The organism is Desulfosarcina variabilis str. Montpellier (assembly GCF_048565275.1).
GTDB classification, from domain to species: domain Bacteria; phylum Desulfobacterota; class Desulfobacteria; order Desulfobacterales; family Desulfosarcinaceae; genus Desulfosarcina; species Desulfosarcina variabilis.
In genome coordinates this window covers 878,028-903,842 of the sequence record NZ_CP159846.1, presented here as the reverse complement: position 1 = coordinate 903,842, position 25,815 = coordinate 878,028, and the positions used below count along the sequence as shown (strand labels likewise).

The following is a 25,815-nucleotide window of genomic DNA, read 5'->3' as shown; positions in this document are numbered from 1 at the left end:
ATCATTTCCAACCCAGCAAAATAGAACAGACAGACGCACATGTTCAATCCATTTTTCAGACAGCCAGCTGTTTCAGATAATCCCCGTCATGCTCATGGGGCCAGTAACCGGACCGTCGGCCCTCGGGCATGGGCCGCAGGAACGGGTTGTCTTTCAGGTACAGGTTTTCGAACTCACGCCGCAGGTCTTCCCGGAAATTCGGGTGAGCGATGTCGATCAGGGCCTTGGCCCGCTGGGACACGCTTTTGCCGCGCAGATCAGCAACACCGTATTCCGTGACGATATAGTGCACATCGGCCCGCGGGGTGGTGACCGACGCCCCGCGGTCGATGCAGGGCACGATGCGGCTGATACTGCCCCTGGCCGCCGTGGAGTGAAAGGCCAGAATGGAGCGGCCGCCTCTGGACCAGGTGGCCCCGCGCACGAAATCAAGCTGCCCGCCGGTGCCGCTGTACTGGTTGAAACCAATGGTGTCGCTGACCACCTGCCCGGAAAAGTCCACCTGCAGGGCGCTGTTGATGGAGACCAGGTTGTCGTTCTGGGCGATTACCCGCGGGTCATTGGTGTAGTCCACGCTGTACATGGCCACGCGCGGATTGTTGTGGACAAAACTGTAGAGTTTCTCGGTGCCCATGAAAAAGGTGGCCACCATTTTGCCCGGGTGCAGGTTCTTTCGACTACAGGTGATCACCCCGGCCTCCACCAGATCCACCACCCCGTCAGAAAACATCTCGGTATGCACCCCCAGGTCCTTCTTGTCACCGAGGAACCCGAGGATCGAATCGGGCATGGCGCCAATGCCCAGCTGCAGGCAATCCCCATCGCGGATCAGTTCGGCACAATGCCCGCCCACGGCTTCGTCGGTGGGCGTGATGGTCGGCGGATTCAAGATGGTGGGCCGGGCATCGGTTTCGACGATCCAGTCGATCTGATCCACATGGATAAAACTGTCGCCCAGGGTGCGCGGCATGTGCGGGGTCACTTCGGCAATCACCAGTCGCGAACTTTCGGCCGCCGGCTTGGTGTAATCCACCGAGATGCCGAACGAGCACATGCCGTGTTCATCGGGCGGCGAAACCATGCACAGGGTGACATCCACCGGCAGGATCCTGTCGGTGAACAGCTTAGGGATCTGGCTGAAATGACAGGGGGTGAATATCGCCCGGCCCTGGTTGATGGCCTGCCGGCTGGTGGGCCCGGCAAAGATAGAGTTGTGAATGAAATGGGGATTGTTTTCCGGCAGACAGTAGGCGGAGGCCCCCATGGAAACCATGTGCACAATCTCCACGTCCCGGTATTGATCCTTGTTTTCCACCATCGCCGAGAGCAGGGCTTCCGGAGAGGCACAGGCATGGCCCACCACGACCCGATTGCCGGATTGAATGTGACCCACCGCTTCCTCGGCGGTGACGATTTTATGTTTGTATGATGATTGCCAACTCATTGATTAGATCCTCTTGCTGTATCGGTTAACTTACTGATCAACGGTTCAAGATCCGCAGCATCGGAGATCAGGTGAACCCGCCGCCCGGCAAAGGGAGCCAGGTCCACGCAGGCGCTCCGGCAGCCGGCCACGATCAGGATATCCCGGGCCGACGGGTCACTGAAAGGAACTAGACAGACCCGACCGGCCAGGCGGGCGGCCAGGGCTTTCACCAGGGCCACCCGATCATAGGCGGGGTTGCAGCCGCCGCAGTACTTGAGCCCTATCCGAAAAACCGGCTTCACGCCTCGTCGATGCCGGCCAGTTTCTTGGCAACCTGCTGTTTATGGGCCATGTTCACCTGGCGGGCGATCATGATGCGTTGGGCCTGGGGCGAGCCGGCCCCGTGCATGGACTCGGTCAGATACCCGACGGCCGCCGTGCCCAGGGTCAGATTTTCAATCAACCGCAGGATACGCATGCGCTGCGCGGTGGTGACCGCACCGTTGGCCTTGAAGTATTTGGCCACCAGATGGCCCACCTCGGGCGAGTTCAGATCCGCTTCGGAAGGCAGGGTCACCATCAGGCCGCCGGCGATATCCTGGGCCAGACGGGCGATTTCATAAGGGAAACGGGTGACATTCTGTTTGCAGACATTGGCCAGCAGGGTATTGACCAGATAGGTGCCGGACGGCTCCGGGTGCCCTTCGCAGGCACAGGCCACCGAGCCGCAGAAAAGGGTCTCGTTGAGGTGGTTCATCTCGATGATTTTGTCCTTGATGTGGCTGGCTCGGGCCGCCCCATTGTATTCGGCCGCGGTCTGGGTGGCACCGATGAGCACGTCCCCCACCCCGGCCTTGCAGGCGTAGCTCTGACGATGGTAGGAGGCAAAGTGCTCCACCAGCCGGCCGGCAAAGGTGTATTCCTTGTACATGAAGACCCGCTCCCAGGGGACGAACACGTCTTCAAAAACCACTAAGGACTCGTGGCCGCCGTAAAGCCCGTTGCCACGGTCGATGGTGCCTTTCTCGAGCTTGCGGGTGTCGCAGCTCTGACGGCCCATGATGTAGGTGATGCCCTCGGCATCAGCCGGCAGGGCGAAGCTGATGGCATAATCGGCGTCTTCTTCACGCATGCTGATGGTGGGCATGACGATGATCTCGTGGGAGTTGACCGCGCCGGTCTGGTGGGCCTTGGCGCCGCGCACCACGATGCCGTCCTCGCGTTCTTCGACCACGTGCATAAACATGTCCGGGTCCGGCTGCTTGTGGGGTGGCAGGCTGCGGTCGCCCTTGGGATCGGTCATGGCCCCGTCACAGGTCAGATCGTTTTCCTGAACAAAAGCCAGGTAGTCCAGGAACCGGCGGTTGTACCCGGTGCCGCATTCCTGATCGATGTCATAGGTGACAATCGACAGGGCATTCATGGCGTCCATGCCCACACAGCGCTGAAAGCAGCAGCCGGTCAAAGAGCCCAGCAGACGCCCCATTTTGGTCTTTTTGACCAGGTCGTCCGTGCTTTGGTGAATATGGGTAAAGCGATTGATGGTCTTGCCGCTGATATGCGAGGTGGCCGTCATCAGATCCTCGTATTCCGGCTGATGGGCCAGGTCATAGGTCAGTTTGACCGCATTCATGGACGGCCGGATAATGGGATCATCGACTAGGTTATCGACACGCTTGCCAAACATATAGACGTTGAGATTGAGTTTGCGCAGGCTCTCTTCATACTGCTCGCCAGTCATCATCGGCATGGTGTTCCTCCGTTTTGCATACAAGGTAATGGATCTAACGATATGGCAACCGTCGCCGGCTAAGAATGTGTTTGAGACCCCATCCAGAGTTCTCAAACACGCCCTTAAGGGTCACCGAAAAAATCAAACAGTGTTGGAGGGGAGCTTAGCATCAGCAGTGCCAATTTTTTTGTGGCGCGCATTCAACCGGTTGGAAGAGTATCCGCAGTAAGCACCGCGTCGATGTTCAACGCATTGAAATAAAAGAAATTACCTAATAGAAAAAAAATGCCAAATAGAGGAGAAAATCCTATCAAACGAGAGGCAAAGCGCATTTGTGGATTTTTTTAGGAAGGCTAAATTCGATGCTTTTTCGCATCGATTTTAGACCAATAGAATGATAACCTTTTTATATCAATGGATAATATAAAAAACGATGCAAAAAAGCATTGATGCAATTTTTCATCATTTTTTCCAATGTTGACAAGCTGGAGGGCGATATAGCCAAAGCACCAGAGGTGAAGACTGTGGACTTCTACCGCGATCCTTGGTGCCTGTCACCGCTTTTACCAGGGGATAGGTTGTAGCGCTGCAGTTTGCGCACCACCGTGGACTGGTTCAACCCAAGGGCCCGGGCCATTTTATGCGTGCTGCCGTGAAGGGCCAGAGCATCGGCCAACAGCTTACGTTCGACCTCGTTCAACGTGGCTTTGAGTGTACCCTGAAGCATCACCGGGGCTTCCCCCATAGTGTCGGGTGTCTTGAATTTATCAGGCAGGTCGGCCGGGGTAATGATGTCACCGCTGGTGGTCACCACCAACCGCTCAACGGTATTGCCCAGCTCGCGCACATTGCCGGGCCAATCATAATCATAGAGTCGGCGCAGGACGGTGGGATCAATTTGTTTGCCGAACCCATACTTTTGGTTGTAGCGATCCAGGAAGTGATAGATCAGATTGGGGATGGCATCCTTACGCTCGCGTAAGGGGGGAATGGTTACCGGCACCACGCTGAGCCGGAAAAACAGGTCCGATCGATACTCACCGCGCTGGACCATGTCCCGCAGATCCCGGTTGGTGGCGGCGATAATTCGTACATCCACAGGAATGGGGGTGCTGCTGCCCAGGCGCACCACCTCCTTGCTTTGCAGGACGCGCAGCAGTTTGGCCTGCAACCCCAACGGCATTTCACCGATCTCGTCGAGAAAAATGGTACCGCCTGCGGCTGCTTCAAACACGCCGGTCTTGCCCTGGGGACTGGCCCCGGTAAATGCGGCCGGCGTGTACCCGAACAGCTCGGATTCAAGAAGCTGCTCCGGGATGGCCGCGCAGCTGATTTTCACCAACGGCCGCCCGCGGCGCTGGTTGTTGGCATGCACCATGTCGGCGAATACCTCTTTGCCCACCCCGGATTCGCCCTGCACCAGGATGGTCGTGTCGACATTGGCCAGCCGCAGGGCCATTTTATGCACCGCCTGCATCTTTTTGGAACGGACCACGATAGATGCAGCATTGTCCGTTCCCTGGCGAAGCTGCTCCAGCTCGTTTTCATACATGCTGCGCAGTTTTTCGGCACGCATCAGCTTGTTCTGCAAGTTGTGCAGTTCAGTCACGTCACGCACGCTGGTCACCACCAGGCGAACCTGCCGGTCATCGTCGAATATGGGGGTTCCGGTAACCATCACGGTCTTACCGGTTTTGATCGTCTGTACCAGGGACTCGGGCTTTTGGCTGGACAGCACCTTAAGTGTCACCGATTGGTTGTAAACCCCCTCATCCACCAGTTCCTGCATGGTGCGACCAACCACATCATGGCGACTGATACCGGTGATACGCTCGTAGGCTTTGTTCAGTCGGATCACCTTCCCCTGACCATCGGTAACAAAGATACCGTCAAAAGAGGATTCGATAATCGCCTGGAACTCTTCACTCAGCTGTCTGGTCGCCTCCAGTTCGTCAGCCACACTGGCCAGCTCGGAGATATCCTGCAGGACCGCCACGGCACCAGCCAAGGCGTCGGCCACCATCAGTGGCGAGCGGTTGGAAATGTAGATCCGGCCGGCGATTTCGATCTTCTGCACCGACTCGGCCCGGCCGGTCTCGATAATGCGCCTCAGCCGGGAGTGGGTCACCACATCTTCCACCCGGCGGCCGATGATATTCTTCAGGGTACCTCCGGCGATGGTGGCCATGGCCGGATTGCAGAAAATGATGGTCCCTTGGGTATCGATGGCCAGGATGGGGTTGTAAATGGAATCGAGCAACCCGTGCAGATCGGAAAAACGCTTTACGCTGAAGGGTTCCATGACACATTCTCTATAATCAGTGACTGATCAGGCGATTTAATTGCCAATCAGTTTTCAATAACGCAACTACAATCGAAAAGGATTAACTAAAAGAGATATCCAATACCTGTCAAACCAAATGTGATTAAAAATCATAGCCAACCTTTCCAGTGAATGCAATCGTTCCAACATCGCTGGAATACCCATTATCTTCGGCATCCCCATAAAGGCCAGCGATGCCCACTTCACATGTCATCCCTTCTAAAAGCGTAGCGGTTCCAACGGTAAAATCCAATAAGAGCCATTTGTATTCAAGGTCCTCATCTCTATATAGTTAGCGTTTAAGGTAAAAAACAGCTGTAAACAAAGCCACCACCCCCAGAATAAAAAGGGTAATGCTCATCAAATGGCAAAGTGATAAAATATGCTCCATGATAAAAGCAGCCACCAGACCATTTTTCAGAAAAATGACTTGCTTTGCAAAGAAAGTTGCCCAAATAAAAGCTGAATGGTGGTCTGGCGGGCGAGACTGTCCAATTGCGCATCAATATCCAGATCATAATTGATTATCTTCTCTGTGTTCATGGCACGTTTGGCAAAGCGGGGTTTCGGCATTGGAGAGGCACATCCAGCGATCATTGCAGTCATTACAAAAATTACAATAATTTTCATTCGACTTTTCCTCTACAAGATTGATGAGCAACCTTCTTCGCATAAGGTTTTATTTAATAATGCATCAAAACGAACCGGCAACAATTTCCTCATTTAGGATCAAACAGGGAAAATTTTACCAATGTCGACAATGATCCATCATCTTTGAAACGCCTATTTAAAGACCTTAATAGAAGATGCCTGCTCTGTTTAAAAAGAAACATCGTGTGAGAATAAAAAATCACATTCTGTCTGAGCAAAGGACATGCCATTAACGAAATTATGAATGTAACTCCACAATTACAAACATCTGTGAATACATTCAATATTAACGAATCGTTGGTTTTCTTGAAGGGACTGTTCAAACGGGTAAATAAAGAGAAAAGAAGTTGAGAAATAGTGTTTTAACATGAATCGAGGCAGGAACTTGATTGTATAGGGGGAGCGGCATGACTTATTCGTCCCCCATTTGATTGTAGTGTCACTATTTATTAACGCGGCCCGAACTGCTAAGAGCCTGTTTGGTAAATCCGTCTAAGGCCCGCTAACGGCGTTGAAAAGTGTCTCAAAATGCTCACATATTCCATATATGCTCCGCTTTTGAGCCACTTTCTGCCTTGTTATCGGGCCTGATCCAGACTTCCAAAACAGGCTCTAAGAAGCTTGACCAGTGTTGCTGCTTTGCTCCCATCCCCCACCAAGGGTTTTGTAGAGCGTAATCAAATTGGTCGTTACAGTCCCCTCACTCTGAGCCAGTGCATCCTGAAAAGACAGCAGACTGCGCTGGGCGTCGAGAACATTGGAGAAATCCACCAGGCCGGCGGCATACCGATCCTGGGCCAGGTCCGCGGCGCTTTGGGCAGCGGCCACCGCCTGTTTGAGATGGCTGCGGCGAACCTGCTCTTCAGCATACGTGGTCAAGGCATTTTCGACTTCTTCCAGGGCACCGAGCACGGCACCCTCATAGGCGGCCAGATACTGTTCCTGTATCGCATTCTGGACCTCGATGTTGCGGCGGATGGCACCAGCATCGAAAATCCGCCAGGATACGGACGGCCCTAGACTCCAGAACCGGCTGGCCTTGTCGAAAAAGTCTCCGGATTGGATGGATTCCAGGCCGATGGTGCCCAGCAGTTGGAATTTCGGATACAGGTCGGCCGTGGCCACACCGATGCGGGCGCTCTGGGCTGCCAGCTGACGCTCGGCGCTGCGGATATCCGGACGCCGGCGCAGGGCGTTGGCCGGCACGCCCACGGCCACGGTCAACGGCGGTACCGGGATGGGCTGCCGCGCCTCGAGCTTTCCATGCAGGCTGCCCGGGGTCTGGCCAGCCAGCACGGCCAGACGGTTCTTTGCCGCCGCCAGCCCGCTGCGCAGGGTGGGCAGCTGACTGCGGGTATCTTCCAGGTTGTAACGGGCCTGCTGGATATCGAGCTCATTGCTCAGGCCGGCCTCAAATCGGGACTCGATCAGATCGACCGTTTCCTCCTGGGCCCTGATATTGGCCAGGGCCACGTCCAGGCGGTACTGGTAAGTTCGTGCCTCGATGTAGTTGCGCGCCACCTCGGCGGCCAAGGTTACCCGGACATTGTCCAGGTCGGCCTGCACGGCCTGCAGATCCGCATCAGCCGCCTCCACGCTGCGGCGCACACCACCGAACACGTCGATTTCCCAGCCGGCATCAAACCCCGCTTCATACCAGTCCCGCTCAACGCCCGACGCCGTATTGCTGCTGTCCCTGCTGACCCGGTTGGTCGTCACCGACCCGCCCACATCCAGGGAGGGGAAGCGGTCCGCACCGGTCATCGCCCGGCTGGCCCGGGACTGGCGGACCCTGGCAAGAGCCTGTTTGAGATCCGGGTTAGCGGTCATGGCCTTGTTGATCAGGTCGGTCAACAGGGAGTCCCCAAGGGTTTCCCACCAGCGGGCAAGCTGGGCAGAATCCACCGGCTCGGCCCGCAGTCCGTCCTCTAACTGGGTCTGCCAATCGTCCGGCAATGGCGGTTGAGGTGCCACATAATCGGGACCGACGGCGGCACAACCGGCGACCAGGCCAACCAGCGATAAAATGGCGATGGCCCGCAGCCACCGGTTTGTGGGGTAATGGATCAAATTATTCATTGGGTACCTCCTGGGTACAGGGATCAGCAGAATACTGTTTTTTGAATCGCCGGGTGGTGGCCTCGCGCATGGTCTGAAACCCTGCGTAAAGCGCCGGGATCAGGAAAATTCCAATCAGCGTACCCGCCAGCATCCCGTAAAACACCGTGGTACCGATGGCGCGCCGGCTGGCCGCACCGGCCCCGGTGGCAATGATCATGGGAAAAACCCCAAGGATGAACGAAAAGGCCGTCATCAATACGGCGCGGAACCGCATGCGCGCACCGGTTACCGCCGCTTCATAAATGGTCAAGCCTCCTTCCCGCTGTTCCCGGGCAAACTCCACGATGAGGATCGCGTTCTTGGCTGCCAAGCCCACCAGCAGCACCAGCCCGATCTGGGCGTAGATGGAAAGCGCCAGACCACTGATCAAAAGGCCGAGCAGGGCCCCCATCACGGCAACCACGATGGAGATGATGACCGGCAGGGGCTGGGTCCAGCTTTCATACTGGGCCACCAGAAACAGATAGCCGAAAAGCAGCGCCAGCACCATCAGGACGGTCGCTTCATTGCCGATTTTCTTCTCCTGATAGCTCATGCCGGACCAATCAAAACCATACCCCTTGGGCAGGGTTTGACTGGCGATACGCTCGACCGTGGCCAGTGCCTCACCGGAACTGATCGTAGGCAGGGCCGCACCGAGGAAGCTGGCCGAGGAGAACTGGTTGAAGCGGGCCACCGACTGGGGACCGAGAACCGTGGACACGGTCATCAGGCTGGACAGGGGCACCATGTTGCCGTCGTCACTGCGCACATACAAGCGGGTGATATCCTCGGCGGTGTCGCGGAAAGCGGTATCGGCCTGCACCTTTACCTGAAAAACCCGGTCGGTGAGGTTGATGTCATTGACATAGCGCGAGCCCAGGTTGGCCTGCAGCACCCCAAAAACCCGGCTGACCGGCACCTTGAGCATACGCGCCTTGGTACGGTCCAGGTTCACGGCCAGTTGGGGTACGTTGGCCGAATAGGAAGTAAACGCATAGGCAATGGCCGGATCTTGATTAAGGGCCACCATCAGCCCCTTGGCCACGCCGTCGATCTCCTGGGGCGTTTGCCCCTCCAGGGCCTGCAGCTCCAGGTTGAAGCCACCGGACATGCCCAGGCCCTGGATGGCCGGGGGCACGAACACGTTGATGTTGGCACCGGCAATGGTTGCCGCCATGCCGCGGATCCGATTCTGCACGCTCTTGATCTGCAATTCGGGCGTGGTCCGCTCGTCCCAGGGGGTCAGGCCCACAAAGGCGATACCGGCATTTTCACCGGCGCCGCTGATCAGGCTGAAGCCCCGCACGCCGATCACGAAATCGACGCCGTCGATGGATTTGATACGCCGGGACAGATCGTCCACCAGTTCGGTGGTGCGGGCAAAGGCGGCGCCGTCGGGCAACTGGACGTCCACGATCATGAAGCCCTTGTCCTCCTCGGGCAGAAAGCTGGTGGGTACGATGCCGAAAAGTCGCCACACGCCCACGCCGATAATGGCCAGGATCAGCAGAGCGACGACGACCTTGCGCACCAGCCAGCCGGAAACGGCCACATAAACGTTGCGTGAGCCGTTGAGCGCCCGGTTGAACCAGGCCAGAGGACCGCGTCGGGCCATTTTGGGCTTGCCCAGCAGCAGGCTGCACAGGGCCGGGCTCAGGCTCAAGGCGTTGACCGCCGACAGCAGCACGGCCACGCAGATGGTAACGGCGAACTGCCGGTAAATCTGGCCGGTAATACCGGGCAAAAAGCCCACCGGCACGAACACGGCCAGCAGCACCAGGGTGGTGGCAATGATCGGGCCTGTCACCTGCTCCATGCTGCGTTCGGCTGCGCAGCGTGCGTCCAGGCCTTCATCATCCATGACCCGCTGGACATTTTCCACCACCACAATGGCATCGTCGACCACCAGACCGATGGCCAGAATCAGGGCAAACAGAGTGATAGTGTTGGCCGAAAAGCCCATAGCAATAAGCAGGGCAAAGGTACCGATCAGTGACACCGGAATCGTCAGCGTCGGAATCAGGGTGGCCCGCCAGTCCTGGAGGAAGATGTAGGTCACCCCCACCACCAGCACGAAGGTGATAAACAGGGTCAGTACGATCTCTTCAATGGCGGCGGAAACGAATTTGGTCGAGTCATAGACCACATCATAGCCGACCCCTTCGGGCAGCCTCGATTCCAGCGCCTTCAATGCATCGCGCACGTTTTCCATGGTCTGCAGGGCATTGCTGCCCGGTGTCTGATAAACGGCCAGGGGAACACCGGGCTGGCCGTTAAGGGTATCCTCGGAGGCATAGCTCTCGCTGCCCAGTTCGACCCGGGCCACGTCACCCAGCCGCACGATGCCCCCCTTGGCGTTGGTCTGCACTACGATGTCGCGGAACTCCGCTTCATCGGTCAGGCGCCCCTTGACTTTCAGGGTGTACTGAACCTGCTGCCCCTTGGCCATGGGTGCGGTACCGATGGAGCCGGCGGCAGCCAGCAGGTTCTGCTCCTGGATGGCGCTGATCACGTCATCGGCAGTCAACCCCAGTGCAGTCAGCCGGGTGGGATCCAGCCAGATGCGCATACTGTAATCATGGGACCCAAAGGGGCTGGCCTCACTAACTCCCTCCACCCGCTTGAGGGTATCGCTGACGTTGATCGAGACCCAGTTGGCCAGGGGCAGTACATCGCGGCTGGTATCCTTGTAATAGAAGTACAGCACACCCAGCATATCCGATGAGCGCTGGCGCACGGAAATGCCCTGTTCGATGACCTCACTGGGCAGGCTGGACTGGGCCTCCTGAACACGGTTGAGCACGTTGACCTGGGCGATATCCGGATCGGTGCCCACGGCAAAATAGATTGACAGGGAATAGCTGCCGCTGTTGGTGGCCGTGGAGGACATGTAAAGCATGTCGTCTACCCCGTTAATGCGGGCTTCTAATGGAGAGGCCACCGAGGCGGCCACCTCTTCGGCGTTGGCACCGGGATAGACCGCAGTGACCTGGATTTCAGGAGGCACGATCTTGTTCGGATACTCGGACACCGGAATATTGAAGATGGCCAGGAGCCCGGCAAAAATGATGATCAAAGAGACCACCATGGCCAGGCGCGGGCGCTGGATGAATATCTTGGAAAGCATGATCAGACCTCCGGCTTATTGCTGGATAGCAGGCTGGGGATTAACGGTCTGGCCGCTACGGACTTTCTGAACACCCGATACGACCACGGTTTCACCGGCCATCAGACCGCTCTTGACGGCCCAGGTTGTTCCCACGGTCACCCCCGTGGTGATGTTGCGCCGCTGGGCCCGGTTGTCGGCATCGACCACGAACACATATTGGCCCTGACGGTCCTCGAGGACGGCGCGCTGGGGCACCATGGGCATTTTTTGCGGGTCGGCCAGGCTCAGCTCCACGGTAACGAACTGGCCCGGCAGGAGCAGTTCGTCAGGGTTTGCAAAAACCGCGCGCACCGCAACCGTACCGGTGTTGCGATCCACCTCGTTGTCGGCAAATTCGATCCGGCCGGGAATCGTGTACAGGGTACCGTTGGGCAGGCGCAGGCGCGGTACGATATCTGTTTTGGCATCGTTGAAACTTTTGCCCTGGTCCTGGATGCTCAGCAACACATCCACGCGGTCGGTTTCACTGACCGAATAGACCACCCGGATCGGGTTCAACTGGACAATGCGCGCCAAAGCCCCCGACTCCTGACTCACCAGATTGCCCTGGGTAAAATTGGAGACACCGATACGACCGCTGATTGGTGCTTTGATGGTGGTGTAGTCCAGGTTGAGGCGCGACACATCAAGGGTGGCAATGGCCTGGTCCACCTGGGCCTGGGCTTCCTCTTCATCGGCCAGGGCGGTTTCCAGATCGGTTTTGGAAACCCCACCGGATCTCACGTTCTGGAGCCGTTCACGGTATTGGCGGGCCTTGTTCAATGCGGCCTGGGCCTGGGCGGTCTTGGCCTTATCGGCATTGACCTGAGCCATGTAAGGTGCCTGTTCGATGACATAAAGTAAATCACCGGCTTTGACCCGGCCGCCTTCGCTAAACTTGACCTGTTCCAGGTAGCCCTGCACTCGGGCCTGGACATCCACCGATTGAATCGCCTCGACTCGGCCTACATGGGTCATGGGCGGGTTGACGGCCGCCTCGCTGATCACGGCCACTTCCACCAATGGTGGTGGCACCTGCCCTGGGACTTGAGCGCCGACAGGACAGGCGCCATTCAGGATGAGGATGATCAATCCACTAAGAATCAGTTTCCTGCATCTTCGTATGTGTTGCGCTGTTATCATTTCATTTTCTCCATGTTCTATTGACGGGCTGGCAGTTAACAAAAGTGCAATGCCACGGTCCTTCACAAAAACAGCAAATCTCGAAATCAAGTTCCGCCTACTATAACAATGTGCCTTGTTATTTCAAACATTTTTTTTAAAATATTTTTTAAAATTTGTATTTTAATTAAAACCACAAAATTACCCGCCGTTCCTCAGCAGAACGGCGGGCAAATCAGCCTATCAAAAATGGGCTCTAATTCGTAGCCGGTCCGGCCACAGGCGCCTTTCTTCCATGCCCCGCAGACTGGACGTCGGTGCCACGCCGCCGCACCAATCGGGTCACATCCTCGACAATCAGATACAGCGAGGGCACCATCACCAGGGTAATCAGGGTGGCGAAGACCACGCCGAATCCCAAGGATATTGCCATGGGAATCATCATCCGCGCCTGAAAAGAGGTTTCCGTAATCATGGGCATCAGGCCGCCGAAAGTGGTGACCGTGGTCAGCAGGATCGGCCGAAAGCGTTGAATGCCGGCGGCATGCACGGCGTCTTTATGCCCCATGCCGGATTTGACATTGCGGTTGGCCAGATCGATCAACACCAGCGAGTCGTTGACCACCACCCCGGACAGGGCCACCACGCCGAAAATACTGTTCAGCGACAGGGCATACCCCATCAGAATATGGCCCAAAATGGCACCGATGATTCCGAAGGGGATGCTGAACATGATGATCAGCGGCTGACTGTAGCTTCTAAACGGTATGGCCAGCAGCGCGTAGATACCGAACAAGGCCAGCAGCGAACCGGTCACCAGCGAGCCGAGGCTCTCACGGATATGGGCCTGGTGGCCTTCGTAACTGTAAGCCAGTCCGGGGTAACGCCCGACCAGATCAGGCAGAATGGTGGCACGCAGTTCGCGCATGACATTTTCCGCCTGGGCCGGCGGGGTGACGTTGGCGGTCACCTCGATGTCCCGGCGCCCGTTGGTGCGCCCAATCGAGGTATAAGCCCGGCCCGCGGTCATCGTCACTGCATCGCGCAGCAGGACCTCGCCCTCGGGCGCCTGCAGGATCAGATCCTCTAAAGTGGCCTCGGTGGTCCGCTCACGTTCCGGCAGACTGACCCGCACGGTGACCTCATTGCGGCCGCGCTGCTGATGCAAGGCCTCGGCCCCTTGGAAGGCAGAACGCACCTGCTGGGCCACGGCCTGGGAGGTCAGGCCCATGCGCTCGCCCAGGGGCTTTAGCTGGATATCGAACTGCCGTTTGCCCCGCGCCGACCCGTCGTCGATATCATGCACAATGGAAAACTGGGCCAGTTGGGCGGCCAGTTCTTCACCGGCCGCATCCAAAATATCCGTATCGCTGTGATTGAGCATTACCGTGAGGTTTTTGCCTGATCCGGGTCCGCCCATGTTGGATTCGAAACGCAGGCTCTCCAATCCGGTCATGGTCCCGGCACGCTGACGCCAAAGGGCGATCACCCGGGATGTTGCAAGGGGACGCCGGTCCGCAGCCGTCAGGAAAATCCGCACGGTCACCGTATTGTCGGTGACCGTGCTGAGCACCCCCTTGGCCAGATCGACACCGCCATTTTCGGCGATTACCGCCCGGGCGGAGTCCACCAGGTGGGCTTCAACGCTTTTCAAGCGTGCCCCTGCGCTACCGTATGGCAGGGTGGCGGACCCATAGGCAAAATCCGATTCACTGCGCGGGAATATCTCCATGCCCATGCGCCCCGAGGTCACATACCCGACCAGGGCCAGCATCAGGGCCAGACCCAGGGCCAGCACCGCATAGCGCTGCCGGATCATCAGATCCAGAAATGCCCCGTAACGCCGGCGCACAAACCGTTCAAAGGCCTCACTGAAGCGAGCCTGCCAGCGTTCCAGGTGATTCAACGGCCATATCGCTCCCTGCCTGCGGCTGTGTCCCAGATGGGCCGGCAGGATAAACAGGCTCTCGATCAGGGAAACGCCGAACACGGCGATCACCACAAGGGGAATGACCTTGAAAATCTTACCGATGAAACCGGGCACGAACATGATCGGCAAAAACGCCACCAGGTTGGTCAATACGGAAAAGACCACCGGCAGGGCCACCTCCCGGGCACCAGCCACGGCGGCCGATAGTGGCGAAAGCCCCTTGCGGCGCCAGTGGTATATATTTTCGCCGACCACAATGGCATCGTCGACCACGATCCCCAGGGTTACGATAAAGGCGAACATACTGATGATATTGATGGTAAAATTCGTTGCCGACAAAAATACAAATGACCCCAGAAATGAAATCGGAATTCCCAAGCTGACCCAGAAGGCCAGCCGGGTTTCCAAAAACAGAGCCAGAAAAATAAAAACCAGAATCAACCCCTGAAAGGCGTTTTTGACCAGCAGTTCGGCGCGCTGGCTAAACACCTCCGAATGGTCTTCCAAAACGGTCAGCGCAAGTCCCTCGGGCAGGATCTGGTTAAGATCGGCCAGGACCGCCCGGCCGGCATCAGCCACCTCGGTGGGCGTCTGGTCCCCCACCCGGTAAATATCGATCATGACCGCCGGATGGCCGTCAAATTCAGCCCAAGTGTTGGCGTCCTCGAGCCCCTCACGCACCGTGGCCACGTCGCCGAGCAGCAATTGCGATCCGTCGGCCTGGGTCAACAGGGGCAGCCGGGCATACTGGCCGGCATAATCGCGCCGGTCCTTGACCCGCACCAGGATATCGCCGCCCTCGGTTTTCAGGCTTCCGCCCCCCAGCTCCACCGAGGCCGCGGCAATGGCATCCGCCGCATCGGCCAGGGTGATGCCGAAGCGCCGCAGAGTAGCCTGGGAAATCTCCACCTGGATTTCGTAATCCTTGACCCCGGTCAGTTCCACCTGGGTGATATGATCATTGGTCAGGAGCGCGTCACGCACCGTATCCGCCGCCGTGCGCAGGGTCAATTCATCCACCTGGCCGTGAAGGGCCAGGGTCAGCACCCCGCGCTTGTGATCGGCAATGGCCACCTGGGGCTGCTCGGCCTCGTCGGGAAAGGTATCGATGCGATCCACTTCGGCCTTGATCTCCTGCCACAGGCGAGTCACATCGGCACCCTCGAGCACATCCACTGTGATGCTGGCGTTGCCTTCGGTGGCTGTGGAGCTGATTTCATCGATCCCCTCCAGGCCCTGGATGGCCTCCTCGATGGCCAGCACGATACCGTTTTCGACCTCCTCCGGGCTCGCTCCGGGATAGGCCACGGTAATCTCCACCTTATCGATGACAAAATCGGGAAAGACCTCCTGCTTGATATGCCAGCCCATAATCAGCCCGCCAACCAGAAACACGAACATCAACAGGTTGGCGACCACTGAGTTGCCCGCCATCCAGGCCAGGGGGCCGTGGTTCAGGCGGGTGTTGGATTCTGTTTTCATTGGATATCCCCCTTCCCGGCCATGTTACTTTTCGGCTCGTGCACATCAGCACCGGCAATCTTCAACGCCATTCCCTGAACCGGCGTGGACAGGGCCGACATCACCACGGCTTCGCCCGGCTGCACCCCACTTTTTAAGTAGACCTTGTCAACACTTTTCCAGGCCAGGCTGACCGGGCGGATATCCAGGGTGTTGTGCGTATTGACCCATACGGTATTGCCGTCCTGCAAAACGGACCGGGGAAGCTCGATCACCCCCTCAAGCTGTCGGCCGGTGATATCCACATTCACGTAATCATCGATCATCAACCGGCCCGCCGCAAGATTCGCGCCTGCGCCCAATGGATCCTTGATAGCAATGATCACCGTGGCCATGTGACTGGTGGCATTGAGTTTACCGGCGATTTGAATCACCCGGCCCTGCCACTGTCCCTGACCGGCCTGGGAACGCACGAGGGCCGGGCAACCGCCTGGATGGTCCATATCGATCAGGGAAAGCTGATCCAGGGAGACGACCGCTTCAATCCAGTATTCATCGGTTCCCACCAGGGCCACCAGGCTCTCCTGGGCCCCCACAGAGGTACCCACGTTAACGTCCCGGGTAATGATCATGGCGTTGAAGGGTGCCTTGACCACCGTGCGGTTCAGATCCAGCATGGCCTGGCGCAGGTCGGCCTCAGCGCTGGTCACGGCAGCCTGGGCCTGCTGCAGCTGGGGTTTTCTCAAGGCCAGGTCGGTCTGCGCCACGCCGTCGGTGGACAGATCGGAAATCAGACGCAGCTCCTCGCGGGCAATGGTCTGGCTGCCCTGCTCAATGGCCAGGGACGCCTTGGCATCGGATAGGGCGCTACGGGCCTTTTGCACCGCCACCTCGTAATCGGATGGATCGATGGAGAGCAGCTCGGCTCCTTGGGGAATCAACCCGCCGGGGATGAACCGGGATGAAACCGACATAATGGTGCCGGCCACCTGGGCCTTGAGGGTCACTTGGCGGGCGGCGACAACGCTGCCCATGGCCGAAACGACCGTGCGCACGTCCTGCTTTTGAACGGTCTGCACATCAACAGCAGTCACCTGCCGCTGGGGCGTGGCGCGCCGCATCACCGGCGCCGTGGCCTTGAAGTAGGAATAGGCCGCACCACCGGCCACGAGCAGCAGCAGCGGGATCAGGAATTTGCCGACTTTGATGAAAAAGGATGCTTTGGTTTTGGTCTCTGTCATATCAACTGACTCCATGGGGTCGTCTTTATCCGTTTGAAGATGATTTTGAGGATGATGTCGTCGACGGCGTCTTTTGCGGTGCGCGCTCACCGAGCAACGTGCCGGTCCAATCACCGCCCAGCGTGCGGTACAGGGTCACCCGGTTCTTGATCAAGGTGGCATTTTCATCCACCAGCTGGCGCTGCAGGTCCTGGACACTGGTCCAGGCGGTCAGGTAATCCAGATAATTGTCCTGTCCGTTCATGTATTGCAAATGGGCGGCCCGCAAGGTGGTCTGTGAGGCGCCCAACTGTTCTTGCAAAAGCACTATGTATTCAGTCTGCCGGGTCTCGGTGACGAGGCTGTCCTCAACTTCCCCGATGGCCTCGGCCACGATCTGGGCATAGGCGGCCAGGGCTTCATCGGCTGCTGCCCGGGTGCGGTCCGCCTCGGCGGCCCGATTGCCCCCGTCAAAAATGGGACCGGTAATACTGCCCGCCAGGGTGGTGATCCAGTTGCTGAACAAAAGATCCAGGGCATCGCTGGAAAACGCCGCATCGGCCGACAGAACGATGGCCGGCAGGCGATCAGCACGAGCGGCGCTGACCTGCCAGTCAGCCGCCTTGAGCCGCAGGCCGGCGGCACGGATATCTGGGCGGGCGGCCAAGAGATCGACCGGCAGGCCGGCCTTTGGCAGTGGAATCAGATCCGGCAGCGTGGCCTCATCAACGGCCAGATTGTGGCTGTCGGCCCGACCCAGCAATATCGCCAGAGCGTTGCGCTGCACCTGTTCATCGAGCTGCAGCATGGGCAGCTTGGCCTTGGCCGCGGCCAGGGCTTCTTTCTGTTGGGAGACGTCCAGGGCATTGGCCTGGCCATTGACAAAACGCAGCTCCTGCAATTTCAGCATGCGCTGGTTGATATCGATCTGTTCGGTCAGAATATCGATCTGACGACGTAAAGAAAGGATGTCGATCCAGGCGCCCACCACCGCTGCCGATACAGTCACGGCAGCGGCGTCCAGGTCTTCGCGAACCGCTTCAAATTCCAGCACCTCGGACTGGCGCAGGGCGTCCAGCCGTCCCCACAGGTCGAGCTCGTAGGCGGCGGTCAGTCCGGCACTGAAGGTTTTGGTCTGTGTGTGGGTGGTACCGGCATCGTCGGTCCTGGTCTGCTGCCAATTTTTGTCGGCACCGGCCACACCGTCAATGGTCGGTTTAAGGTCAGCACCGGCCTGGCGAGCCACGGCCTCGGCCTGCTGCAACCGCGCCCAGGCTGTGCGTACGTCAAAATTACCAGTCAAGGCCTCTTCCACTAAACGGTTGAGGCTGTCGCTGCCAAAGGCTTCCCACCATCGGCCGGGGCCGGGATCATCGGTGGTGTATAACGCGTAGTGATCCGGCAGGGCAATGGGCGTGTCCGGCCGGACTGCCGGCTGAAACAGGGTGCAACCGGCAACGCTAAAAGCGGTAATGATGATAACAAGCAATCGAATCATGGTCTCTCCGTCAGGTATTCTTGGCCGCCTTGTATCGCGACTTGCCATCTATAACGACCGGCACACCAAAAACCTGCGCAAAAAAATGTTACAAAGCTGATTTTTCATTCCTGAAGGTCGGCCAGACGCTGTTTCAGTGTTCGGCGGGCACGCACCAATAAAGACTCGACGGCACCAATAGATACGTCCATGACCTCGGCGATCCGGCTGTACGAAAGCTGCTCGGTGTGGCGCAAGAGCAATGCGGTGCGTTGATTGACCGGTAACCGGTCGATGGCTTTTTCCAAGTATTTTGTGGTGACGGCCCCCTCGAGAAGGTCCTGGGGGGTTTGGGGGGTGGCGGGATCGGGAAGGTCATCCATCAATTCAGGACGCTTTTTTCGGAAATGATCGATGCATATATTTTTTGTTATTCTTAATAGGTATGCCCTCAAGGAAGCTGTCGGTCGATAGCGCCTTGATGTTTGATACAGTCGTAAAAAGGTTTCCTGGGTCACATCTTCGGCTTCCTGGGGGTCTTGCAGCATGCGGCAGGCGAATGCATAAACGGCATTCTGATGGCGATGCAGTAACTCAGCAAAGGCGCGTTCATCCCCCTGGGCGACATCGGCGACCAGATCGGCGTCGCTCAGGCGGCGGTGACTGGAACGAAAGATCATGGATGATGAGTCTTGTCCTTGGTGTCAAAATGCGCCAGCAGCAGGCTAAAAAACTCAGCGCCCTTTTCATTGCCCAGTTGGTTTCTAAGGTCCATAAAGTGGGCTTCAAAAGCCTCATTTTTAAGCTTTTCCTCAGCCCCTATGGCATTGGTCAACGGGTGAAGCTGGCTGCGGTCCACAGGGCCGCGCACCGCCAACCGGCGAACAATGTTGCTACGGGCCGCTTTCAGATTCTGATTATGCTGATCCAATGTCTCTCTGAACTGCTCAATTGTCTTCAAGACGGTGCGCTGCTGGTCCTCGGGCAAGTTCAATTGCTGTACAATATCAACTATCGCGCGATAGGAGCGGTTGCGAGATGCCCCATGGTGCTGAGCCATCATCACGATGGCCATGATCACGAACCCGATATTAAGCGCCACCGAAAACAAAATCAACAGACGTTTATGGAAGAGTCTCACGGGTAGAATCCTTCGCTGGCGTTAAGCATTTGATAGGGGCCGGCACTGCCGGTGGGCGCAAGTGTGACAAGGCTGGTGCCCAGCACCGCACCGCAAAGCAGGCCGCCTAAGGCCACACCGCAAACCGCACTGCGCATGACCAGGTTCAGGCTTTGCCACCAATCGGCCATGCCCGGTCTTTCCATGGCCATCCGGTAAGCCTTGAGTGTCCGTCGCGACAAGGCGGACGGCGCCCTTAGGGACGGCAAGCGGTCCAAGGCGGCGCTCATCTCCCGTAATTCTGAAGCATGTTGCCTGCAAGCCGGACAAGCCTTAAGATGACGGGTGATCCGCTCAGCCTCGGATACGGATAATTCACCGTCCACCCAGGCACTCAACCGGTTCGTACAGTTTTTACAGTTCACGCGTTCCTCCTGATCCATGTAACTTGGTGTTTGCCAATCAAGCGGCTTTTTTTTAATAAACGCATGAGCCTGTATTTTCCTGCGCTTTTGGGGGTCATTTTTTAAGAAGTTTTTTTAAAACCCCCAATGTAGAATCATCGGGAGTAACGCTGCAGATGGCACATTGGATTGAGCAGATCCACAAATGGGCAAAAAACTGAATTGGGCGGACATAAACAAAGATTTCATGACTATTTTTTGAATTATTCCCTGGTTGGCCGATGGACAACGATGGGGCGACAGTGTATGGTGTCGCGGCTATAATTAGAAATGGAGAGAAGCGTTGAATACTGTCGAAGCGATCGTTTTAGGTGTTGTTCAGGGGTTGACCGAATTTCTGCCGGTAAGCAGTTCAGGCCATCTGGTTTTGTTTCAGAATCTGTTTGGGCTCCAGGAACCAGAGCTGCTTTTTGATATCTGTCTGCATGTTGGTACCCTAGCAGCTGTACTGGTTGTTTTTTTCCGCGAGATTGTCGAGATTCTGATTGCCCTGGTCCGGATTCCCGGCCAGATTAAACCGGCCGGCGGCCTCTTGCGGCTGTTCCGGACCGATCCGCAGGTACGCATGGCGCTGTTGATCGTGGTCGGCAGTATCCCCACGGCGATCATCGGTTTGCTGTTCAAAGAAATCACGGATCAGCTTTTCGGGTCTACAGCCATCGTCGGATGCATGCTGATCGTCACCGGTTCAGTGCTCTGGCTGACCCGCCTGGTCCGCAAAAAAGGACGCTCAATCACAGACGCCACGTTCATGGATGCCCTGATTATCGGAGTGGTTCAGGGATTGGCGATTCTACCCGGAATCTCCCGTTCCGGATCGACCATCTCAGCGGCATTATTCCTCGGTCTGGACCGCAAGGTCGCCGGCCGCTATTCGTTTCTGCTGTCCATTCCCGCCATTGTCGGCGCGCTGGTTCTGGGAATGGATGAGCCGGAACTGCAAACCAGCATCCCTTTGGGAACCATCGTTGTGGGTTCGGTGGCATCGGCACTTGTGGGTTGGTTAGCCCTGGTGATTCTTCTGCGTGTGGTGGATCGGGGGCAATTACACCGTTTTACCCCCTACTGCTGGTTGGTGGGGGTCATTACCATCGGATTGTATCTTATCGGATGATCGCCAACGGCGACATCATATATATGGAGGCACCATGCCCAATGATGAAGCCGCTCTTCGTTATCATCGTGAACCCCGCCCCGGCAAAACCGAAGTGGTTCCGACCAAAGCCTTTTTCAGCCAAAGCGATCTCAGCCTTGCCTACAGCCCCGGGGTGGCGGCACCCTGCCGGGCCATCCAGGCCAACCCGGACGCGTCTTACGATTACACCAATCGTGGCAACCTGATTGCCGTCATCTCCAACGGCACAGCCGTACTGGGCTTGGGACACATCGGCCCTCTGGCCGGTAAACCGGTCATGGAAGGCAAAGCCGTGCTATTCAAACGCTTTGCCGATATCGACGTGTTTGACATGGAAGTCGACACCACCGATCCGGATGAGTTTATCCGCACGGTACGTCTGCTGGAGCCCACCTTTGGCGGAATCAATCTGGAAGACATCAAGGCACCGGACTGTTTCTATATCGAAGAAACCCTCAAAGTCCAGATGGGTATTCCTGTGTTTCACGACGATCAGCACGGTACGGCGATCATCTCCGCGGCGGCCATGCTCAATGCGGCGGCCCTCACTCACCGGCGCCTTGAGGAGCTACGCGTGGTGGTCAACGGCGCCGGGGCGGCCGGCATCGCCTGCAGCCGACTCTACATCCAAATGGGCATCCGACCGGAAAACCTGATCCTCTGCGATACCCGGGGGCCTGTTTACCATGGCCGGGCCGCCGGTATGAATCCATACAAAGCGGCCCTGGCCAGCCAGACGGATGCACGCACACTGGCAGAGGCGGCTATCGGCGCGGACATGATTGTAGGGTTGTCGGTAAAGGGTGCCTTTACCCCCAACCTGCTCAAACGAATGAACGCCAATCCCATTGTATTCGCCCTGGCCAACCCTGATCCGGAAATCGATTACCATGCCGCCAAAGCAGCCCGGCCCGATGCCATCGTGGCCACCGGCCGATCGGATTTTCCCAACCAAGTCAACAACGTGCTGGGGTTTCCCTACATTTTCAGGGGGGCACTGGACGTTCGCGCCACACAGATCAACGAGGCCATGAAAGAGGCCGCCGTCCACGCGCTGGCCGAGCTGGCCCGCGAAGACGTTCCCGATGCGGTGATCCGGGCTTACGGCGGACAGCCGATCCATTTTGGATCGGACTACATTATCCCCAAACCCCTGGACACCCGCGTGCTGCTTAAGGTGGTGCCGGCCGTGGCCGAAGCCGCCGTGGCCACCGGTGTGGCACGGGCGGCTCTGCCCGAGCGTTCGGCCTACATCCAGCAGTTGGAAGCCAGCCTGGGACCGGAGCGTGAGATCATGCGCAAAATTATCTTTCGCGCCCAGCGCCGCCCAATGCGCATTGTGCTGCCCGAAGGGGATCACCCGGTAATCATCCGTGCCGCCTACCATGTGGCCAAGGAAGGCATCGCCCAGCCGCTGCTTTTGGGTGATGCCGCCCGTATCAACGAAATGGCCGCATCCCTTCGAATCCCCCTTTCCGGCATCGAGACTCTGGACCATCGCAATAATGATCAGACAAAGCATTTCACCGACACCCTTTACCGGCTACGCCGGCGTAAAGGGTGGTCCCTTGACGAAACCCGGTGGCAACTGAACAATCCGTATATTTTCGGCGCCATGTTGGTCAGCCAGGGCCTGGTGGACGGTCAGGTCCACGGCATCGCCCAGACCTATCCCAACGCCATCCGGCCGGTACTCCAGGTGATTCCGCGGCGTAACGGCATCCGACGTGTTTCCGGACTTTACCTGGTCATCCAGAAAAACCGCACCCTGCTTTTTGCCGATACGACGGTCAATGTTCATCCCGATGCGGCGGACCTGGCCGAAATTGCCATCCTGGCCAGTGAAATGGCGATTTTTTTCGACATGCAGCCCCGGGTGGCGATGCTCTCCTACTCCAATTTCGGCAGTGTCCGCAATGCACAGACCCAGCTTGTGGCCCAGGCCGTTGAACAGGTGCGCAAAATTAAGCCGGACCTTTTGGTGGATGGTGAAATGCAGGCCGACACAGCCGTGATGGACAGTATCCTCAATACAGACTTTGCCTTCAATCAATTGGGACAGGCAGCCAATATACTTATTTTTCCAGACCTTACTTCAGGCAATATCGCTTACAAGCTGATGAACCGGCTGGCCGGGGCCAAGGTTGTCGGCCCGCTGTTGATGGGCATTGATCGCCCCTTCAACGTCCTTCAGCGCAACGCCGATGTGGAAAACGTGGTGGATCTGATTGCTATTACCGCCGTACAAGCGCAGATGGTCGATGCCAATCCAGGATAGGATCGGGGAGCAACATCAGCTCAACCCATTTTTTCCCATTTTCAAAAGATTTCCCGTAAAAATGGAAATCTGGTCTTGGTTTTTTCTTTTTTGCATCTTTGACGATCAGCCTTTTTTGCCCCCGGGTCATCATTGCCGAAAACACCCAATGCTTCTTACCCCAATGTGCAGCGCCCGGTTCTGCAACCGATCTTTCCAGCCCCGCAGCACCCTCTAATCAACAATAAAAAACCAATATTTTTTAATGGTTACAAATGTTCACCACCAAGTTCAAAAGCATTTTTAACAACCCTGGCAGATGGAATAAAAATCGTCCCAGGGCCATCTATCGATTGCGTCCATCGCCTTCCATCGTTGGGTAAACCAATCCGAAATAAATAAAATGGCATGAAAATTGTGTAACTTTTTTTGGTCCAATATCATTTGGGCAGGGAAACCGTATTTGATCGGTTGTATATGTGGTTACCCTGATCATTTGGGGAGTGGACGTTGACCCCAGGAAATTGCCATTGTTTAGCAGCAGTCGACTGTAGCAATTGTGAAATGCCAACACCGGATGTGACAAGAAGACGCGCGCAGGCCAGTGAACCAAGCCGCGGACGCTAGATGGAAAAGGAAAATGACTCTACAAACCGCAATGCGAATCCCCGAGACCCAGTCCTATTTTTATGAAGAAGATGACCATTGGCTGTCGGCCAAAGAGCTGATCGACGCCACCGGCATATCCAAAAATGATCTGCTCCAGTTCATTCAAATGGATATGCTGCCGAAATCCTTGATGCGGGTCAAGCCGACCCTTCATGATGCAAACCGAAAAAAAAGCTATTTTTCCAAAAGCATCCTGGGACATGTGACCATGTTGAAATTGCTTCGGGATGAGGGTGAATCTGTCGAAACCATTGCCAGGCGATTCGGACGGGCCGATGAGCCTGAGTATGTTCCGGTGGAACCGTTTCCCGTCTCGACGGTGCAATCAACTGAACCGGTAATCGAGGAAAGCGTCACCGACATATCTCCACCTGATTTTTCCATTCCTGCTGATGCCATCACAGGATCTGCTCTTTTTGTGGATCAGGAAATGCGCATCGGATGGGTCACCATTGCCGAAGATGACGACCTGTTTGAAACCATCCGCGATGAAATGGACATTGATCCGTCTGGTAGCGTGTTCGACATTCTGCTCAGGGCCTCTCTGAAAGAACTAGTATTCAATTGGCAGCCCTTGTTTTCCTTTATCTATCGGTTTTTGGAAGACATGACACCGGCGACAATTTTCAAACGCATGGCCCCTTCGGTATCACTGAATCTGGAAGGGCTCCAACATCCAAAATTTTTCATGGAACGTCCCCAAAACGGTCGTCCCCGCATCGACAGCTGCCCGATTCGCTTCGAAGATGAAAAGGGCCGCATGCAAAACATGCGCTTATATGCCATCACACTGTCAACGGGCGCCCTTTTTGTTTTTGAAAAAGAATACTGGCAGACTTTTTTTTATGACCTGGTCGACAAACCGTTTTCCAATACCCCGTCAACTGCAAAATCCATTGAAGAAAAAACACCCTTCAGCGTCATTTCGGCAAGGCTCGAGAATTCCCAGAGACTGGTGCATGCGCTTTTACCGGAAACCTATTATCAGTTGATCAACCGCATCTGGAATGAGAGCGACCGCATCGTCAATTCTTACGGTGGACAGCGTGCCAAACGCAGCGGCACAGAAGTTCAGTATATCATTCCTCAGCGTGCGGGTACGGATCCGGCCTATGATGCCATCCGCTGTGCTATTGATCTGAGAAAAACAGTTCGCACAATCGAGGCGTCGCTGAAAGGCAATGATGGATGGTTTGCCGACATTCGCCTTAACATGGGGATCAGCAGTGGTAAGGATTTTCTCCCGCACGAGGATATTACCGCCAGCATGGCCTTTATGCTACCCGGCGGGGCGGCGGATCAGGCGTATCATCTCTCGGCCATTGCCCAGGGCGGCGGCATTCTGATCACCAAATCGGCGTTTGGCCATTTTTCACAACAACAGGTGCAAGGGATTACCTTCGGCATTTATCGTGACAGACGGCTAATTCCCAAAATTTTTGCTCAACTATCGGAACTGCCTCAGAATTCTGATGCACCCCCCATGGCACAGGAAATCCGGTCCCTGTTTGTCACCGGTATTGTCGATTTGCAGACCGAGCAGGAACAAGCCGAAAACTGAATGTTTTGTTTTGGGA

At 56.7% G+C, this 25,815-nt stretch carries 17 protein-coding genes; 3 read left to right on the top strand and 14 right to left on the bottom strand.

What is annotated here, in order from left to right; all coding sequences use genetic code 11:
* Positions 1–55: 55 nt before the first annotated feature.
* The 14 genes from Dvar_RS03895 to Dvar_RS03830 form a co-directional block, all read right to left on the bottom strand.
* Positions 56–1,444 (bottom strand): acetyl-CoA hydrolase/transferase family protein, encoded by a 1,389-nt coding sequence (locus Dvar_RS03895; protein WP_419660420.1) that lies wholly within the window; start codon positions 1,442–1,444, stop codon positions 56–58.
* Positions 1,441–1,728, bottom strand: coding sequence for a hypothetical protein (locus tag Dvar_RS03890; RefSeq protein WP_419660419.1), 288 nt, complete (start codon positions 1,726–1,728; stop codon positions 1,441–1,443). Before Dvar_RS03890 ends, Dvar_RS03895 begins: the two co-directional genes overlap by 4 nt.
* Positions 1,725–3,176, bottom strand: a complete 1,452-nt coding sequence (locus Dvar_RS03885; protein WP_419660418.1) for a 4-hydroxyphenylacetate 3-hydroxylase family protein — start codon at positions 3,174–3,176, stop codon at positions 1,725–1,727. Before Dvar_RS03885 ends, Dvar_RS03890 begins: the two co-directional genes overlap by 4 nt.
* 514 nt (positions 3,177–3,690) lie before the next feature.
* Positions 3,691–5,460, bottom strand: coding sequence for a sigma 54-interacting transcriptional regulator (locus Dvar_RS03880; protein WP_419660417.1), 1,770 nt, complete (start codon positions 5,458–5,460; stop codon positions 3,691–3,693).
* Between the two features lie 438 nt (positions 5,461–5,898).
* Complete coding sequence (locus Dvar_RS03875; RefSeq protein ID WP_419660416.1) at positions 5,899–6,111, bottom strand: hypothetical protein; 213 nt, start codon at positions 6,109–6,111, stop codon at positions 5,899–5,901.
* A 633-nt stretch (positions 6,112–6,744) separates the two neighbouring features.
* Positions 6,745–8,211, bottom strand: a complete 1,467-nt coding sequence (locus Dvar_RS03870; protein WP_419660415.1) for an efflux transporter outer membrane subunit — start codon at positions 8,209–8,211, stop codon at positions 6,745–6,747.
* Entirely contained in the window at positions 8,204–11,362 is a 3,159-nt protein-coding gene (locus tag Dvar_RS03865; protein ID WP_419660414.1) for an efflux RND transporter permease subunit, read from the bottom strand. Before Dvar_RS03865 ends, Dvar_RS03870 begins: the two co-directional genes overlap by 8 nt.
* Positions 11,363–11,377: 15 nt before the next feature.
* Entirely contained in the window at positions 11,378–12,526 is a 1,149-nt protein-coding gene (locus tag Dvar_RS03860; protein ID WP_419660413.1) for an efflux RND transporter periplasmic adaptor subunit, read from the bottom strand.
* A gap of 235 nt (positions 12,527–12,761) precedes the next feature.
* Positions 12,762–15,917, bottom strand: a complete 3,156-nt coding sequence (locus tag Dvar_RS03855) for an efflux RND transporter permease subunit (protein ID WP_419660412.1) — start codon at positions 15,915–15,917, stop codon at positions 12,762–12,764.
* Positions 15,914–17,137, bottom strand: coding sequence for an efflux RND transporter periplasmic adaptor subunit (locus Dvar_RS03850; protein WP_419660411.1), 1,224 nt, complete (start codon positions 17,135–17,137; stop codon positions 15,914–15,916). Before Dvar_RS03850 ends, Dvar_RS03855 begins: the two co-directional genes overlap by 4 nt.
* A 25-nt stretch (positions 17,138–17,162) precedes the next feature.
* Entirely contained in the window at positions 17,163–18,614 is a 1,452-nt protein-coding gene (locus tag Dvar_RS03845; protein ID WP_419660410.1) for an efflux transporter outer membrane subunit, read from the bottom strand.
* 104 nt (positions 18,615–18,718) lie between these two features.
* Entirely contained in the window at positions 18,719–19,273 is a 555-nt protein-coding gene (locus tag Dvar_RS03840; RefSeq protein WP_419660409.1) for an RNA polymerase sigma factor, read from the bottom strand.
* Positions 19,270–19,734: a periplasmic heavy metal sensor gene (locus Dvar_RS03835; protein ID WP_419660408.1), complete on the bottom strand. Its 465-nt coding sequence runs from the start codon at positions 19,732–19,734 to the stop codon at positions 19,270–19,272. The genes Dvar_RS03840 and Dvar_RS03835 overlap by 4 nt, the downstream gene beginning before the upstream one ends.
* The gene (locus Dvar_RS03830; protein WP_419660407.1) at positions 19,731–20,138 is read right to left on the bottom strand and encodes an anti-sigma factor family protein; all 408 of its coding nucleotides are present in this window, start codon (positions 20,136–20,138) and stop codon (positions 19,731–19,733) included. Before Dvar_RS03830 ends, Dvar_RS03835 begins: the two co-directional genes overlap by 4 nt.
* Positions 20,139–20,460: 322 nt before the next feature.
* Here Dvar_RS03830 and Dvar_RS03825 point away from each other — a divergent pair, with 322 nt between their 5' ends.
* From Dvar_RS03825 to Dvar_RS03815, 3 genes are all read left to right on the top strand, one after another.
* Positions 20,461–21,291, top strand: coding sequence for an undecaprenyl-diphosphate phosphatase (locus Dvar_RS03825; RefSeq protein WP_419660406.1), 831 nt, complete (start codon positions 20,461–20,463; stop codon positions 21,289–21,291).
* A gap of 34 nt (positions 21,292–21,325) precedes the next feature.
* The gene (locus Dvar_RS03820) at positions 21,326–23,590 is read left to right on the top strand and encodes an NADP-dependent malic enzyme (protein ID WP_419660405.1); all 2,265 of its coding nucleotides are present in this window, start codon (positions 21,326–21,328) and stop codon (positions 23,588–23,590) included.
* A gap of 619 nt (positions 23,591–24,209) precedes the next feature.
* On the top strand, positions 24,210–25,799 hold the full coding sequence (locus Dvar_RS03815) for a hypothetical protein (RefSeq protein ID WP_419660404.1): 1,590 nt from the start codon (positions 24,210–24,212) through the stop codon (positions 25,797–25,799).
* Positions 25,800–25,815 lie beyond the last annotated feature (16 nt).